The sequence below is a fragment of the Nocardioides zeae genome (assembly GCF_010686755.1).
GTDB classification, from domain to species: Bacteria; Actinomycetota; Actinomycetes; order Propionibacteriales; family Nocardioidaceae; genus Nocardioides; species Nocardioides zeae.
This window is the reverse complement of the sequence record NZ_JAAGXA010000008.1, coordinates 67,948-81,827: the sequence shown is the minus strand read 5'-3', so window position 1 is coordinate 81,827 and position 13,880 is coordinate 67,948. Positions and strand designations below refer to the sequence as shown.

Annotated in this window: 17 protein-coding genes; 10 read left to right on the top strand and 7 right to left on the bottom strand. The window is 73.6% G+C overall.

The annotated features are described in order from the left end of the window. Window positions 1-66 precede the first annotated feature (66 nt). The gene (locus tag G3T38_RS12610) at window positions 67-1,266 is read right to left on the bottom strand and encodes an acyl-CoA dehydrogenase family protein (RefSeq protein ID WP_163772664.1); all 1,200 of its coding nucleotides are present in this window, start codon (window positions 1,264-1,266) and stop codon (window positions 67-69) included. Between the two features lie 364 nt (window positions 1,267-1,630). Between G3T38_RS12610 and ccrA the strand changes: the two genes are divergently transcribed. From ccrA to G3T38_RS12585, 6 genes are all read left to right on the top strand, one after another. Continuing rightward, window positions 1,631-2,971: a crotonyl-CoA carboxylase/reductase gene (gene ccrA / locus G3T38_RS12605; protein ID WP_163772663.1), complete on the top strand. Its 1,341-nt coding sequence runs from the start codon at window positions 1,631-1,633 to the stop codon at window positions 2,969-2,971. 11 nt (window positions 2,972-2,982) lie between these two features. Then, a complete protein-coding gene (locus G3T38_RS22230) occupies window positions 2,983-3,465 on the top strand; it encodes a LuxR C-terminal-related transcriptional regulator (protein ID WP_206675869.1) in 483 nt (160 codons plus the stop codon). A gap of 61 nt (window positions 3,466-3,526) precedes the next feature. Further along, a complete protein-coding gene (locus G3T38_RS12595; RefSeq protein WP_163772662.1) occupies window positions 3,527-4,450 on the top strand; it encodes a LysR substrate-binding domain-containing protein in 924 nt (307 codons plus the stop codon). Between the two features lie 137 nt (window positions 4,451-4,587). Continuing rightward, window positions 4,588-4,938, top strand: a complete 351-nt coding sequence (locus G3T38_RS12590; RefSeq protein WP_163772661.1) for a CBU_0592 family membrane protein — start codon at window positions 4,588-4,590, stop codon at window positions 4,936-4,938. A 126-nt stretch (window positions 4,939-5,064) separates the two neighbouring features. Further along, window positions 5,065-5,412, top strand: coding sequence for an STAS domain-containing protein (locus tag G3T38_RS22700; RefSeq protein ID WP_307201983.1), 348 nt, complete (start codon window positions 5,065-5,067; stop codon window positions 5,410-5,412). Beyond that, on the top strand, window positions 5,409-6,191 hold the full coding sequence (locus G3T38_RS12585; RefSeq protein WP_338037636.1) for an alpha/beta fold hydrolase: 783 nt from the start codon (window positions 5,409-5,411) through the stop codon (window positions 6,189-6,191). Before G3T38_RS22700 ends, G3T38_RS12585 begins: the two co-directional genes overlap by 4 nt. A gap of 6 nt (window positions 6,192-6,197) precedes the next feature. On the opposite strand, the gene G3T38_RS12580 is transcribed toward G3T38_RS12585, so the two are convergent. The 3 genes from G3T38_RS12580 to G3T38_RS12570 are packed head-to-tail and all read right to left on the bottom strand — an operon-like array spanning window position 6,198 to window position 7,911. After that, on the bottom strand, window positions 6,198-7,013 hold the full coding sequence (locus G3T38_RS12580; RefSeq protein ID WP_206675868.1) for a DUF1295 domain-containing protein: 816 nt from the start codon (window positions 7,011-7,013) through the stop codon (window positions 6,198-6,200). Next, the gene (locus G3T38_RS12575) at window positions 7,010-7,393 is read right to left on the bottom strand and encodes an STAS domain-containing protein (protein WP_163772659.1); all 384 of its coding nucleotides are present in this window, start codon (window positions 7,391-7,393) and stop codon (window positions 7,010-7,012) included. The genes G3T38_RS12580 and G3T38_RS12575 overlap by 4 nt, the downstream gene beginning before the upstream one ends. Next, on the bottom strand, window positions 7,390-7,911 hold the full coding sequence (locus tag G3T38_RS12570) for an ATP-binding protein (RefSeq protein WP_163772658.1): 522 nt from the start codon (window positions 7,909-7,911) through the stop codon (window positions 7,390-7,392). The genes G3T38_RS12575 and G3T38_RS12570 overlap by 4 nt, the downstream gene beginning before the upstream one ends. Before the next feature lie 205 nt (window positions 7,912-8,116). Here G3T38_RS12570 and G3T38_RS12565 point away from each other — a divergent pair, with 205 nt between their 5' ends. After that, window positions 8,117-9,331, top strand: coding sequence for a macrolide family glycosyltransferase (locus G3T38_RS12565; protein ID WP_206675867.1), 1,215 nt, complete (start codon window positions 8,117-8,119; stop codon window positions 9,329-9,331). 6 nt (window positions 9,332-9,337) lie between these two features. Here the strand turns inward: G3T38_RS12565 and G3T38_RS12560 are convergent, their stop codons facing one another. Beyond that, window positions 9,338-9,883 (bottom strand): HtaA domain-containing protein, encoded by a 546-nt coding sequence (locus tag G3T38_RS12560; protein WP_163772657.1) that lies wholly within the window; start codon window positions 9,881-9,883, stop codon window positions 9,338-9,340. 56 nt (window positions 9,884-9,939) lie between these two features. Here G3T38_RS12560 and G3T38_RS12555 point away from each other — a divergent pair, with 56 nt between their 5' ends. Together G3T38_RS12555 and G3T38_RS12550 are read left to right on the top strand one after the other, a co-directional pair. Next, window positions 9,940-10,971: an MsnO8 family LLM class oxidoreductase gene (locus G3T38_RS12555; RefSeq protein WP_338037626.1), complete on the top strand. Its 1,032-nt coding sequence runs from the start codon at window positions 9,940-9,942 to the stop codon at window positions 10,969-10,971. 52 nt (window positions 10,972-11,023) lie between these two features. Next, a complete protein-coding gene (locus G3T38_RS12550; protein WP_163772655.1) occupies window positions 11,024-11,437 on the top strand; it encodes a nuclear transport factor 2 family protein in 414 nt (137 codons plus the stop codon). A 61-nt stretch (window positions 11,438-11,498) separates the two neighbouring features. On the opposite strand, the gene G3T38_RS12545 is transcribed toward G3T38_RS12550, so the two are convergent. Then, window positions 11,499-12,110: a TetR/AcrR family transcriptional regulator gene (locus tag G3T38_RS12545; RefSeq protein ID WP_163772654.1), complete on the bottom strand. Its 612-nt coding sequence runs from the start codon at window positions 12,108-12,110 to the stop codon at window positions 11,499-11,501. Window positions 12,111-12,121: 11 nt separating this feature from the next. Next, window positions 12,122-12,748, bottom strand: a complete 627-nt coding sequence (locus G3T38_RS12540; RefSeq protein ID WP_163772653.1) for a TetR family transcriptional regulator — start codon at window positions 12,746-12,748, stop codon at window positions 12,122-12,124. Between the two features lie 78 nt (window positions 12,749-12,826). Between G3T38_RS12540 and G3T38_RS12535 the strand changes: the two genes are divergently transcribed. Continuing rightward, window positions 12,827-13,879, top strand: coding sequence for an LLM class F420-dependent oxidoreductase (locus G3T38_RS12535; RefSeq protein WP_163772652.1), 1,053 nt, complete (start codon window positions 12,827-12,829; stop codon window positions 13,877-13,879). The last annotated feature ends 1 nt before the right edge of the window (window position 13,880 follow it).

Genomic DNA, 13,880 nt, shown 5'->3' with positions numbered 1-13,880 from the left:
CGGGACGTCATGCGCCCCGGCGGTCGGGGCCGGCGTTACGCATGACGTCCTGGAGGTGCGAGGGGGTCAGGCCTTCAGCTTGTAGTCCTTGAGCAGGCTCCGGCCGATGATCATCTTCTGGATGTCGCTCGTGCCCTCGCCGATGAGCATGAACTTGACCTCGCGCATGAGCCGCTCGATCTCGTACTCCTTGGAGTAGCCGTAGCCGCCGTGGATGCGGAAGGAGTCCTCGACGACCTCGTTGGCGTACTCAGAGGCGAGCATCTTCGCCATGCCGGCCTCGACGTCCATCCGCTGACCCGTGTCCTTGAGGCGGGCGGCGCGCACCATCATCGTGTGGATGGTCTCGACCTTCGTGGCCATCTCGGCGAGCCGGAAGAGCACCGCCTGGTGCTCGGCGATCGCCTTGCCGAACGTCTTGCGCTGCTGGGCGTAGGCGATGCCCAGCTCGAAGCCGCGCCAGGCGAGGCCGCAGGCGCGGGCGGCGACGTTGACGCGGCCGACCTCGACGCCGTCCATCATCTGGAAGAAGCCCTTGCCGGGCTCGCCGCCGAGGATCTGGTCGGCCCCGATCTGGTGGCCCTCGAGGATGAGCTCGGTGGTCTCGACGCCCTTGTAGCCCATCTTCTCGAGCTTGCCGGGCACGGTGACGCCCTGGGCGGTCTCGCCGAAGCCGGGCTCCTTCTCGACGAGGAAGGTCGTCATGTTCTTGTAGACCGACTCGGCGCCCTCGTCGGTCTTGGTGAGGACCGCGACGAGCGTCGACGTGCCGCCGTTGGTCAGCCACATCTTCTGGCCGGTGATCGAGTACGACCCGTCGTCCTGCTTGACGGCCTTCGTGGACACCGCCGAGACGTCCGAGCCGAGCCCCGGCTCCGACATCGAGAACGCGCCGCGCACCTCGCCCGTCGCCATCCTCGGCAGGTACTTCGCCTTCTGCTCCTCCGTGCCGTGCTGCATCAGCAGGTACGCCACGATGAAGTGCGTGTTGATGACGCCGGAGACGCTCATCCAGCCGCGGGCGATCTCCTCCACGACGAGCGCGTACGTCAGGAGCGACTCCCCGAGGCCGCCGTGCTCCTCGGGGATCGTCAGGCCGAAGACACCCAGCTCCTTGAGTCCCTCGATGATCTCCGTCGGGTACTCGTCGGCGTGCTCCAGCTCCTGCGCGACGGGGATGATCCGCTCGTCGACGAACTCGCGCACCGCCTTGAGGATCTCGGTCTGCACATCGCTGAGGCCGTCCGTCTGACACAAGCGGGGCATGTCACTTCCTTCCACGTGCTGATGGGTGCGAGAGGGATCGCAGTTGGCCGACCTCTCCTGCGTCAACCCAGTGTGACGCAATCGCGATCGAGCGATCGGTCGGCGACCGCGTTCTCGGAGAGGCGTTCGGTGAGTGGACGCGGTTGGTTCGCCGTGATCGCTGCGACGGAACATAGCCCAGATGTGGGATCGAGACCCGTCCTGGCGGTGCGGAGTTCCTCGCGAGTAACCAGATCCGCGTCCGTTGAGTGATCCACGTCAACTTTTGTTGGCCGACAGACCGAGCGCTCGGTACGCTCCCGGCCAGTTAATGCGTGTTAACCCCTGCCGACCCCGTCGGCCGAGACCCCCCAGGAGTCCCGAGATGCAGCAGATCCTCGACGCGATCCTCTCCGGCAACGCGGAGAGCGGCGACTACGCCGCCATGGAGCTCCCCGAGTCGTTCCGTGGCGTGACCGTCCACAAGGACGAGGTCGACATGTTCGAGGGCCTGGCCTCGCGCGACAAGGACCCGCGCAAGTCGCTCCACCTCGACGACGTCCCGCTGCCCGAGCTCGGCCCGGGCGAGGCGTACGTGGCGGTCATGGCCTCGGCGATCAACTACAACACCGTGTGGACGAGCATCTTCGAGCCCGTCTCGACCTTCGGCTTCCTCGAGCGCTACGGCCGGCTCTCCGAGCTCACCAAGCGCCACGACCTGCCCTACCACGTGGTCGGCTCCGACCTCGCGGGCGTCGTGCTCAAGACCGGCCCCGGCGTGACCCAGTGGAAGCCGGGCGCCGAGGTCGTGGCCCACTGCCTCTCCGTCGAGCTCGAGGACCCCGCCGGCCACGACGACACGATGATGGACCCGCAGCAGCGCATCTGGGGCTTCGAGACCAACTTCGGCGGCCTGGCCGAGATCGCGCTGGTGAAGTCCAACCAGCTGCTGCCCAAGCCCGGCCACCTGACCTGGGAGGAGGCGGCGTCCCCGGGTCTGGTCAACGCGACGGCGTACCGGCAGCTGGTCTCCAAGAACGCCGGCCAGATGAAGCAGGGCGACAACGTGCTGATCTGGGGCGCGTCGGGCGGCCTCGGCGGGTTCGCGACGCAGTACGCCCTCAACGGCGGCGCCAACCCGATCTGCGTGGTCTCCAACGAGGAGAAGGCCAAGATCGTGCGCAGCATGGGCGCCGAGATGGTCATCAACCGCTCCGAGGAGAACTGGCAGTTCTGGAACGAGGAGGGCACGAAGCAGAACCCCAAGGAGTGGCAGCGCCTCGGCAAGAAGATCCGTGAGCTCACCGGCGGCGAGGACATCGACATCGTCTTCGAGCACCCGGGCCGCGAGACCTTCGGCGCGTCGGTCTACGTGACCCGCAAGGGCGGCACGATCACCACCTGCGCGTCGACGACGGGCTTCATGCACGAGTACGACAACCGCTACCTGTGGATGAACCTCAAGCGGATCGTCTCCAGCCACTTCGCCAACTACCGCGAGGCCTACGAGGCCAACCGGCTCATCGCGCAGGGCAAGATCCACCCGACGGTCTCGCGCACCTACAGCCTCGAGGAGGTCGGCCAGGCCGCCCTCGACGTGCACCACAACAAGCACCAGGGCAAGGTCGGCGTGCTCTGCCTGGCGCCCGAGGAGGGCCTGGGCGTGCGCGACCACGCCATGCGCGAGAAGCACATCGACGCCATCAACCGCTTCCGCGGCGTCTGAGGTCGGTCGACGTGCGCATCACGGTGGAGGTCCACCTCGACGACCTGGCCGGCGACCTCGCCGGAGGGCTCAGCGGTGCCCTGGGCGCGGACCGGAACGTCCGGGTGCGGGTGGTGGGCGACGACGGCGCCGAGCTCGGGGACGCCGGGGACGCGCTCGACCTCGACGGGGAGCCGGACGGCCCGGTCGGGGCTCCGGTCGCGGTGCTCCCGGCGCCGCCCGTGCCGATCGCCGGCCGGTGCATCGCGCCGGCCGAGCGCCTCACGGCCCGCGAGGTCGAGGTCGTCGGCCTCGTGGCCCACGGGCTGACGAACGACGAGATCGGGGCGGCGATGTACCTCGCCGGCTCGACCGTGAAGTTCCACCTGCGGCAGATCGCGATGAAGCTGCGCACGCGCAACCGCGTCGAGATCGCCGCGTGGGCCTGGCAGTCCGGGGTCGCCGCCCGTGCGGCGGACCGGCTGGTCCCCTCCGCGGCGGTCCAGGCCATCTGAGCCGCGCCTATGATCCTCCGCGCCCGGTGCGCTCGCGCCGGGCGCGGAGGAGAGGGTGCAGGTGGAGATCGACCCGCGACGGCTGCGCTTCCTGGTGGCGGTCGCCCGCTCCGGCGGCATCCTCGCCGCGGCCGAGCAGCTCGGGGTCTCGCCGTCCGCGGTGTCCCAGCAGGTGGCCCGCCTCGAGCGTGAGACCGGGCAGGCGCTCATCCGCCGCACGGTCCGTGGCACCCTCCTGACCCCGGCCGGGGCGACGCTCGCGGACGCGGGCGAGGAGGTCGAGCGCACCCTCAACCTCGCCGCCCTCCGCCTGGACGCCGCCGGTGCCGCACTGTCCGGCACCGTGCGGGTCGGCGGGTTCGAGAGCTTCCTGCGCACCATCCTGGTTCCGGCCCTCCCACGCTGGCGCCTGCAGCACCCCGACCTCGACGTCATCGTCACCGAGGCCGAGCGCGACGTGCTCATGCGTCGCCTGCGCACGGGTCACCTCGACGTCGCCATCATCGAGACCGACGCCGACGAGACCGCCCAGCTCCCGGCCGGCGTCGTCGAGCACCACCTGCTCGACGACCCCTGGCGCGTCGTCGCGCCCGTGGGGGCACTGGAGTCCGCGGACGTCGAGGGCCTGCGCGGCTCCTCCGTGCCGTGGCTGGGGGTCGCCGACTCCGAGGCCAGCGCGCGGGCCATCGCCCGGGTACGCCGCGGGCTCGGCCTCGGCGGCACCGTCAAGCACGCCTACTTCGGGCTGCAGACCGCCCTCGCCCTCGTCGCCGCCGGCGAGGGGGTCGCCCTGGCGCCTGCCCTGGCGCTCCAGGGGCTCACGCCGCCGGGGGTGGTGGTGCTCGAGGTCGACGGGCTGGGGGTGCGGCGCATCGTCGCGCGGCACCACGAGTCGCGCGGGCCGACCCCTGGCCCGGCCGTCACGGTGACCTCGCTCGTGAGCCAGGAGGCGGCGGCGCACGGCGGAGCGGACCCGCTGGGGTGAGCGGGCGACGTACCGGTGTGTGACCTGCGCGACGCGCCCCGTGCGGAGTGCCGCGCGGCTGCGCCTCTTCAGCGTTGCTGAAGCCGGGGTGCGCGGATCCGGCACTCCCGGGACGGGGGTCCGGTGGTCCACGATCCATGCCGGTCGGCCGCGCTCGCGGCCTCGCGGAGAAGGTCGGGAAGAGAATGCTCGCGGCAGTGCTGGGATGGGTCGGGACGATCGGGACGATCGGAGCCTTCGCCCTCCACTCCACCGGACGGATGTCGGCGCTCTCGGTGCGCTACGCCCTCCTCAACAGCGTCGGCGGCCTGCTCGCGTCGGCGGGCGCGGCCCTGTACGGCGCGTGGCCGAGCGCCGCCTCGAACCTCATCTGGGCCGCGCTCGGCCTCCGGGCGCTCGTCGTGGCGCTGCGCGAGCGCCGGGGAGCGCGGGTCGTCCTGGACGTGCAGGCCGACGAGGGACCGCAGCCGGTCACCCTCGCTGCCTGAGCCAATACCTCAACAGATACTCAGGCTCGCCTGTGTAGATATTTTCGGTTGAAGGCTGCATGATGGTCCTCGCGGCTCGGCACCTCGATCCGTGTCGTGCTGCACCCCTCGTCGGAAGGCCCACCCGTGAACCACCCCGCACCCGCCGACTCCCTCCGCATCCACCACACCGCGCCGGGCGACCTGCGCGTGACGGGTGGCGTCTACGAGCAGGAGGACCTCGAGCGTCTCGACTTCGAGGTGACCGGCGCGACCGAGGGCTTCACGCGGAACGTCTCCCTCGACCTCAGCGACATCGACTTCCTGCCCAGCCTCGCGGTGGGCACGCTCATCGCCCTGGCCCGGCGCGCCGAGCGCGACGGCGTCGCGGTGACGCTGACCGCGCGGGCGGGCACGCTGGCCCACCGCGTGCTGAGCGTCGTGGGCGTGCCGGTGGGCGAGCCCGCCGGCGGCACGGGCGACCTGGTCGGCTGATCGCCCCCGCCAGCCCCGCCAGCCCCGCCAGCCCGGTCAGCCTGGTCTGCCTCCACGCGCTCGGGGGCAGTGCCCGGTCCTTCGACGCGCTGGCGTCCGAGGTCGGGCCGGCGGCGCAGGTCGTCGCCCTCGACCTGCCCGGCTTCGGCGACAGCACCGGCCCCGGGGGCGACTGCGCCGCGACGGTGCGCCACGTCGCCGACCGGCTGGCCGCCCTGTCGCGCGCCCCCGGGCCGCTCGTGCTCCTCGGCCACAGCATGGGCGGCAAGATCGCCACCCTCCTCGCCGCGGGCGCGGTCGTCGCCCCTCCGGCCGACCTCGCGGCGGTCGTGCTGGTCGCGGCCTCCCCGGTCGTCCCCGAGCCCATGGGGGAGGACCGCCGGCGGCAGATGCTCGCCTGGACGCGGGACGGTGCGCTCGACCGCGCGGCGGCCGAGGAGTTCGTCGCGATGAACACCCAGGACCCCCTCCCGGCCGACCTGCACGAGACGGCGGTGGCGGACCTGCGGCGTACCGATCCGATCGCGTGGCGGCGCTGGCTGCTGGCGGGCTCGCGCGAGGACTGGTCGGCACGCGTGCCGCGCCTCGACGTGCCCGCCCTCGTCGTCTCCGGTGCCGGCGACGGCGACCTCGGGACGGCCGCGCAACGCGACCTGAACGGCGGGGTCGCGCACGACACGGAGCTGGTCGAGGTCGACGGAGCCGCCCACCTCGTGCCGCAGGAGCGACCGGCGGCCCTGGCCGCCGCGGTGGCGGGCCTCGTCGACCGCCTGGGCTGAGTCGGTTCAGTCCCCGGAGCGCCGGGGCAGCGGCACGAAGAACGACACGCGGCGCTGGTAGTCGCGGTAGGCGGGACGGTCCTCCATTCGCCGCTCGGTGCGCTTGGCGCCCGTGGCGAACACCAGGAAGTACGACATCGCGAGCGGGGCCGGGAACGTCCATGCGCCCGGCGCCGACGCGGCGGCAGCGAGCCACGCGCCGTCCCACACGACGGAGTCGCCGAAGTAGTTGGGGTGGCGCGAGACGCCCCACAGGCCGGTGTCGAGGACGTCCGGCCGCTCGTCGCGGTCGCGCTCCATGAAGCGGGCCTTCTGCCGGTCGGCGACGGCCTCGACGACCGCGCCGGCCACCATGACCGCGATGCCCGCCGGGACGAGCCAGCGGCGGGGGGTGCGGGGCAGCGTGCTCGCCGCGGCGAGCTGCAGCGGCGCCGCGACGGCCAGCTGGGCGATCCCCTGGGTCACGAACACCTTCGCCACCACGGCGGCGGGGCCGTCGCCCTCGAGGAACTCGGTGTAGCGCTCGTCCTCCTCGTCGGTGCCGCGCACGCGACCGAGCATGAGGCGCTCCAGCCGCGCCGCCCACGCCGTGGTGACGGCGGCCGTCGCCCAGCGCCGCCCGGGGTCACCGGAGCCGAGGGCCGCGCTCGTGAGCGCGACCGCGGCGAGGCCGGGGCCCCAGGCCGCGTCGGCGTAGTCGCGGCGACCACGGCGGAGGGCGACCACCGCAGTGCCGGCCTGGACGGCCGCCACCACGGCCGCGGACGCACCCACGACGCGGCGCAGGTTCGCGCCGTCGACCGACGAGGCCCGACCGCTCACGACGCCGTCCACGGGGGCGTGCCGTCGCCGCTGCTCTCGTCGGCCGCGCCGGGGTCCTCGACGGCGAAGCCCACCGCGCGCAGCATCCGGCGGCTCAGCGAGCCCTCGGCGGCGAGCAGGCGCAGGGTCGTGCCCCGGGCGCTGGCGGCCCGCTGGGCCATGACGAGGGACCGGATCGCGCGGCTGGGCAGGAACGTCACGCCGCTGAGGTCGACGACGAGGACGCCCCCCGGCTGGGTGCCCGCCGCGTCGATCAGCTCGTGCTCGAGCCGGCGGGCGTCGAGATCGGTGAACACGCCGCCGCTCACCGTCACCTCGCCGCGCCCGGCGTCGGTGGTCAGGTCGAGCAGGTCGGCCTCGCGCTCCTCCTCGGCCGTCATCGGAGCCGGACCCGGGCGGAGACCGTGGTGCCGGAGTCGCCGGTCTCGACGTCCCACGACTCGCTCAGCGCGTCCACGAGGTGCAGGCCGCGGCCGCGGAGGGCGTCGGGCGCGATGGGGGTCAGGATCTTGCTCCGCCACCGGTCGGCGTGGTCGGAGCAGTCGCCGTCGGCGCACTCCGGCGGGCACGCTCCGTTCGGGCTGCCGCAGTCGGTCACCCGGAGCGTGAGCACGTCGGAGGCGACCTCCCAGCGCACCTCCAGCGTGTGGTCCTCGCAGGGCGCGCCGTGGTCGATGCCGTTGCGCACGAGCTCGTGGAGGATCGTCGTGGCGTCCTCCACCACGTGGCGCTCCAGGCCGAGGGGCCGCAGCTGGTCGAGCAGGTCGTGGCGGGCCAGGTTCGCGGACGCGTCCGCGAAGGGCAGCGACGCGTCGTAGGTGCGCACGTTGTCGTCGGCGGCGTCGGGAGCCGTGCCGACGCCCGTCGTCGCCGGGTTCGTCCTCGTCTCGGGGTTCACGTCGGTCGCCTCGTCTGCACTGGTTCTCCTCACGGGTCCGGCATCCTCGCCGCGAGCGGGCAACGACGTGGTCCCGACAGTAGCGGTGGGCACCTGAGCCGGTACCCGTGCGGGAGCCGCCGCAGCGGGAAAAGCGGTCGCACCCCCGAGGGGCCGCTGGCTACGGTCGAGGTGCCCGCCGTCCGACGATCCCGAGGAGGACCCCGTGGCGCACCTCGCCATGGTCAGCATCCCGGCCCCCGGCCACGTCAACCCGAGCCTCGAGGTGGTCCGCCGGCTCGTGGAACGGGGCCACCGGGTGACCTACGTCAACGACCCCGCCTTCCGCGAGGCCGTCGAGGCGACGGGGGCGGAGCTCGCGCCGTACACCTCCGTCCTGCCGCGCACGAACCACGCCGGCCGCGCGGAGGGCGACGGTCCCGACGAGGCCTTCGAGGGCGACGCGATCGACCACCTCGCGCGCTTCCAGGACGAGTACGAGGTGATGCTCCCCGCGGTGCGCGAGCGCTTCGCCGACGACCGCCCCGACCTGTTCCTCTACGACATCGCGGGCATCCCCGCGCGCCTCCTCGCGGACGCGTGGGGGATCCCGGCGCTGCAGCTCTCGCCGACGTACGTCGCGTGGGAGGGCTACGAGGAGGACATGGCCGAGTTCACGTCGTGGGTGCGCAGCGACCCGCGCGGGGCGGCCTACCTCGAGCGGCAGCGCGCGATGCTCGCTGCCGAGGGCGTGACCGAGGACCCGCTGCACTACCTCGGGCGTCCACCGCGCTGCGTCGTGCTCGTGCCCGAGTCGCTGCAGCCGCACGCCGACCGCGTCGACCGGGACGTCTACACGTTCACGGGACCCGCCGTACGCCGCGCCGACGCCGACGCCGACGCCGACGCCTGGACGCCGCCGACGTCGGGGCGGGTGCTCCTGGTGTCCCTCGGCACGGCCTTCACGAAGCAGCCGGAGCTCTACCGGCGGTGCCTGGAGGCCTTCGGCGACCTGCCCGACTGGCACCTCGTGCTGCAGGTGGGGCGGCACGTCGCCGTCGACGAGGTGACCGGCGGACGACCGCTGCCGGCGAACGTGGAGATCCACCCGTGGGTGCCGCAGCGCGAGATCCTCGACCACGCGTCCGTGTTCCTCACCCACGCCGGCATGGGGGGCGCCAACGAGGGACTGGTGACGGGGACCCCGATGATCGCGGCCCCGCAGGACGTCGACCAGTTCGACAACGCCGACGCGCTCGTCGCGGCGGGCGTCGCCGTGCGGATCAACAGCACGACCATCGACGTGGACGGCCTGCGGGCCGCCCTCGACGCCGTCACCGCCCCCGAGGTGGTGGCCCGGTCGACGGCGCTGGCCGCCGAGGTCGCCGCCCTCGGCGGGCTCGACCGCGCGGTCGAGGTCGTGGAGTCGCTGCTGCCGTGAGGTGGCTCAGACCGTCCCGCTGCCGATCGGCACGACGACGGTCAGGGGCTCGAAGGGCTCGCCCGCGGCGTACACGTCGTTGAAGAGCGCGACGCCCTCGGCGGTGAGCCGCACGTCGTCCGACGCCCACAGCTCGACGCCGTCCGCGGCGGCCTCCGGGCTCGGGTGCTGCACGAGGGTGAGGTCGACCAGGGGAATGCGCGGGGCGTCGGGTCGCTGGTGGGGGTCCTCGATCGTCAGGCGGGCGCTCCCGCCGGGAGCCACCTCCAGCCGGGGGAGGGCGAGGCGGACGAACATCATGCCGCCGTGGCCCGCGAACCGGACGTCGCCCGCGAAGGCCCACGCCCGGGTCGTGCCGGGCGACGTGCCGACCGGCGGCGTCGGGTCGAGGGTGAAGAGCACCTCCGCGGTGCCCACCGGCACCGCGCCGTCCGCGATCGTGCCCTGGCCGCCGGGCATCCGGCGCACGTAGTCGATGAACGACGCCTTGATCCCCCAGCGCAGGCCGTGGGCGGGCGCGCCGGCGCGGTCGGTCTCCGTGGTCGACGTCATGGGCGGATGATTCCATGCGCACGGAAGGGGCGGGCGGCGCCCGTCGTTGTGCCCCCGTGAGGCTCTCGCTGCTCGACCGCTCCCGCACCCGCGCCGGCCACCCGGACGGCGCGGCCCTGCACGACACGATCGCGCGGGCCCGGCACGCCGAGGAGCTGGGGCTCCACCGGTTCTGGGTGGCCGAGCACCACGGGGTGCCGGGCGTCGCCTCCGGCTCCCCGCCCGTGCTGCCCGCCGCCGTCGGCGCCGCCACGTCGTCGATCCGTCTCGGGTCCGGCGGCGTGATGCTGCCGCACCACCAGCCGCTCGTCGTCGCGGAGCAGTTCCGCATGCTCGACGCCCTCCACCCCGGCCGCATCGACCTGGGGGTGGGGCGGTCGCTGGGGTTCACGGCGCCGGTACGCCGCGCGTTGCGCCACGACCCGGTGCCCGGCTCGGGGTCCGGATCGGGGTCCGACGTCGACGCCGTGTTCGCCGCGGGGGCGGACGCGTTCGCCGCCGACGTCGAGGAGCTGCGGGCCCACCTCGACGGCACGTCGGAGGTGACGGTGCGTCCCGCGACGGGGCGCACCATCCCCCTCCACGTGCTCGCCACCGGCCGCGGCCTCCTCCTCGCCGCCCGCCTCGGCCTGCCGGTCGTCGTCGGCGGCCCCGTCCTGGCCTCCGCCGACGTCGGGGACGCGCTCGCGGCGTACCGCTCGCAGTTCCGCCCGCACCCCGGCGGCCCCGAGCACCCGCGGGTGACGATCTCGCTCGACGCCTTCGTGGCGGACGACGCCGCCGAGGCGCGCGAGCTCGCCCTGCCGGAGGCCCACGCGATGGCGCTCTCGCGCACGACCGGCGAGTTCGGGCCGCTGCAGAGCCCGACGCTGCTGCGGGCCGAGGCGTGGCCCGAGCAGGTACGCCGCCGCGTCGAGGCCCACCTCGACCAGACCCTCGCGGGCACCGCGCCGCAGGTGCGGGCCGCGCTGGAGGAGCTGGTCGAGCGCACCGGGGCGGAGGAGGTGCTGGCGAGCACGTCGACGTGGGACCACGCGGCGCTGCTCGAGGCGGACCGCGCGCTGGCTGCCGCCGTGCTGGGCTCGTGACGGCTCGTGACGGCTCCTGACAGGCGCGACCCGCACTGCTTGACTGCGTCGCGTGAGCACCCCTGCTGAGCGCCCCGCGACCGTCGCCCGCTGGCACGAGCTCGTCGCCCACCGCGACGCCGCCGACGTGGACGCGCGCCTGCACGACCTCCTCGCGCCCGCGGCGGTCTTCCGGTCGCCCGCGGTGCACCAGCCGCAGGAGGGCCGGGAGCTGACGGCCGCGTACCTCCGCGCCGCCCTCGTGGTGCTGGGCCCGGAGCTGCGCTACGAGCGGGAGTGGTGGGACGAGCGCTCGGCCGTGCTCGAGTTCGCCACCGTCGTGGGGGGCCGCGAGGTCCACGGCATCGACATGCTGACGTGGGGCGACGACGGCCGGATCGTCGACTTCACCGTCATGGTGCGCCCCCTCCGCGGCCTCGAGGCCCTCGTCGAGCTCATGGGGGCGGAGCTGCGGCGGGGGCGGTAGGGCTCCGACACTTTCCCCGGTCGACCGGGGAAGGTGTCACTGAGCGCATCAAATTTGATGGTCAAAGCGGTCGGTTCCCCGGCTGACCGGGGAAAGTTGTCAACTCCTGTGACTCGCCCCCGGCGTCCAGCGCCCGGTCCTGGATGAGCCGGAGCGCCCACTCGAGGGCCTCGCGGCCGCCGGTGGCGTGCGACTGCTCGTACCCCACCAGCAGGAAGAACCCGGCCTGGGCGAGGTTGCGGGCGAGGTCCTCGGAGCCCGGTGGCATCGCGGCCGCGAGGGCCTCGGTGACCGTCGCGAGCCGCTGGTCGTCGACCTGCTGCTGGAGCTGCGCGACGCCGGGGTCGACTCCGGCCCAGACGCGGATGGCGGCCTCGGCGCGGTGGGGGAGCTCGACGGCGGCACGCACGAGCAGCTCGACGCGGCGGGCCGGGTCCGTCTCCTCGTCGGCGAGGACGCGGGCGCGGTCGGTGCGCTCCCGGTACCAGTGCTGCAGGAGGGCGCTGGTGTAGGTCGGCCAGTTCGGGAACGCGTGGTAGAAGCTGCCCGTCGTGACCCCGACGCGCCGGCAGAGGGGCGCGAGCTTGAGCGCGCCGTACCCCTCCTCCGCGAGCAGGTCGAGCCCCGCCTCGAAGAACCGCAGCTGCGGTGCCGTGGGCAGGGTCGCGGTCATGGCTGTGCAGTCTAGGAGCGTGCGCCCCACGACGGGGGGCCGCCCAGCAGCACCGCGTGCGCCATCGCGACGAGCCGCGCCTCGTGCCGCTCGATCGTGGTGGGCCGCGGGTCGAAGGCCGTCGCGAGGTGGAGGCCGCGGAGGCTGGTGGTGATGGTCTCCCGGAGGTCCTCGTAGCCGGGATGGGTCACGAGGTCCGGACCGAAGAACCCGTCGGTCGCGGCACGGATGGCGCGCGCGAGCTCCTGCTCGTGGGGGAGGAGCTGCGCCGCGAGGTCGGGGTGGGTGCGGGACGCCACCCACAGCTCCGTGGCCGCCCAGAAGTAGTCGGAGCGGTACGTCGCGGCCATGGTGGCCACGGCCGTCGCGATGCGCTCGGCGGGGTCGTCGGGCATCACGGCGGTGAGGGCCACGGCCTCCACCCGGACGGTGGCGAGGTGGTGGCACGCCGCGATCAGGAGCGCGTCGCGGGAGGGGTAGTGGTGGAGCAGCCGGCCTCGGGAGACGCCGGCGCGCTCCTGGATGCGGGTGGTGGTCGCGCCGGCGTACCCGTGGTCGACGAGCACGGCCACGGCGGCGTCGAGGATGCGGCGGCGCGCGTCGCGCGATCGCTCCTGCAGCGGTCGGTCCTCCTGCACGCCGCCATTCCACCACGGAGCGGTGTACCCTCACGCCGATAACAGTCACGTGTGACCGGTTTGCACCGAGGAGTTCCCATGAAGATCGGCATGCCCATCGCCTACGCCGGCGGGTTCGCGGAGACCGCCGAGCAGCTCGTCGAGTTCGAGGGCGTCGGCCTCGACGTCGCCTTCGTGGCGGAGCCCTACGCGTTCGACGCCGTCTCCCAGCTCGGCTTCCTGGCGGCGAAGACGCGCACGCTCCAGCTGGGCACCGGCATCATCAACATCTACTCCCGCACGCCCACCCTCGTCGCGATGACCGCGGCCGGGCTGGACTACGTCTCCGGCGGCCGGTTCGTGCTCGGCATCGGAGCCTCGGGTCCGCAGGTCGTCGAGGGCTTCCACGGGGTGCCGTTCGACGCGCCCCTCGGCCGCACCCGCGAGGTCGTCGACATCTGCCGCCAGGTCTGGCGCCGCGAGAAGGTCGACTTCCACGGCCGGTTCTACGACGTGCCGCTCACCAAGGAGAAGGGCGGCTCCGGGCTCGGCAAGCCGCTCAAGCTCATCAACCACCCCGTCCGCTCCGAGATCCCCATCGTCCTGGCGGCTCTCGGGCCCAAGAACGTGGAGCTCGCCGCCGAGCTGTGCGACGGGTGGGAGCCGATCTTCTACTTCCCCGAGCGCGCCGAGGCCGCCTTCGGCGAGCCGTTGGCCGCCGGACGGGCGAAGCGCTCGGAGACCCTCGCACCGCTCGACGTCGTGGCCGACACGAAGGTCCTCATCTCGACCGACCGCGACGAGGTCGCCGCCGCCGAGCAGCAGGTGCGCGACAACCTGGCGCTCTACATCGGGGGCATGGGCGCGAAGGGCAAGAACTTCTACAACGACCTCGCCGGCCGCTACGGCTTCGCCGAGGAGGCGGCCCGCGTGCAGGACCTCTACCTCGCCGGCGACAAGGCCGAGGCCGCGCGTTCGATCCCCGCCGAGCTGCTCCACGGCGTTGCCCTCGTGGGCGACCCCGAGCACGTGGCGTCGCGGGTCGCCGCGTTCGCGGCCGCCGGCGTGACCACCCTCAACGCGACCCCGCTCGCCGCCACGCACGAGGCGCGGCTGGCGGACGTGGCGCGGCTGGCCGAGTACGCCCGCTGAC

Excerpts from the sequence above, each read along its gene's own strand:
- G3T38_RS12545 (WP_163772654.1), bottom strand. The coding sequence starts at position 12,110 with ATGACCGCGACCCTGCCCACGGCACCGCAGCTGCGGTTCTTCGAGGCG.
- G3T38_RS12590 (WP_163772661.1), top strand. The coding sequence starts at position 4,588 with ATGCCGGTCGGCCGCGCTCGCGGCCTCGCGGAGAAGGTCGGGAAGAGA.
- G3T38_RS12560 (WP_163772657.1), bottom strand. The coding sequence starts at position 9,883 with ATGACGTCGACCACGGAGACCGACCGCGCCGGCGCGCCCGCCCACGGC.
- G3T38_RS12535 (WP_163772652.1), top strand. The coding sequence starts at position 12,827 with ATGAAGATCGGCATGCCCATCGCCTACGCCGGCGGGTTCGCGGAGACC.
- G3T38_RS12610 (WP_163772664.1), bottom strand. The coding sequence starts at position 1,266 with ATGCCCCGCTTGTGTCAGACGGACGGCCTCAGCGATGTGCAGACCGAG.
- ccrA (WP_163772663.1), top strand. The coding sequence starts at position 1,631 with ATGCAGCAGATCCTCGACGCGATCCTCTCCGGCAACGCGGAGAGCGGC.
- G3T38_RS12575 (WP_163772659.1), bottom strand. The coding sequence starts at position 7,393 with ATGACGGCCGAGGAGGAGCGCGAGGCCGACCTGCTCGACCTGACCACC.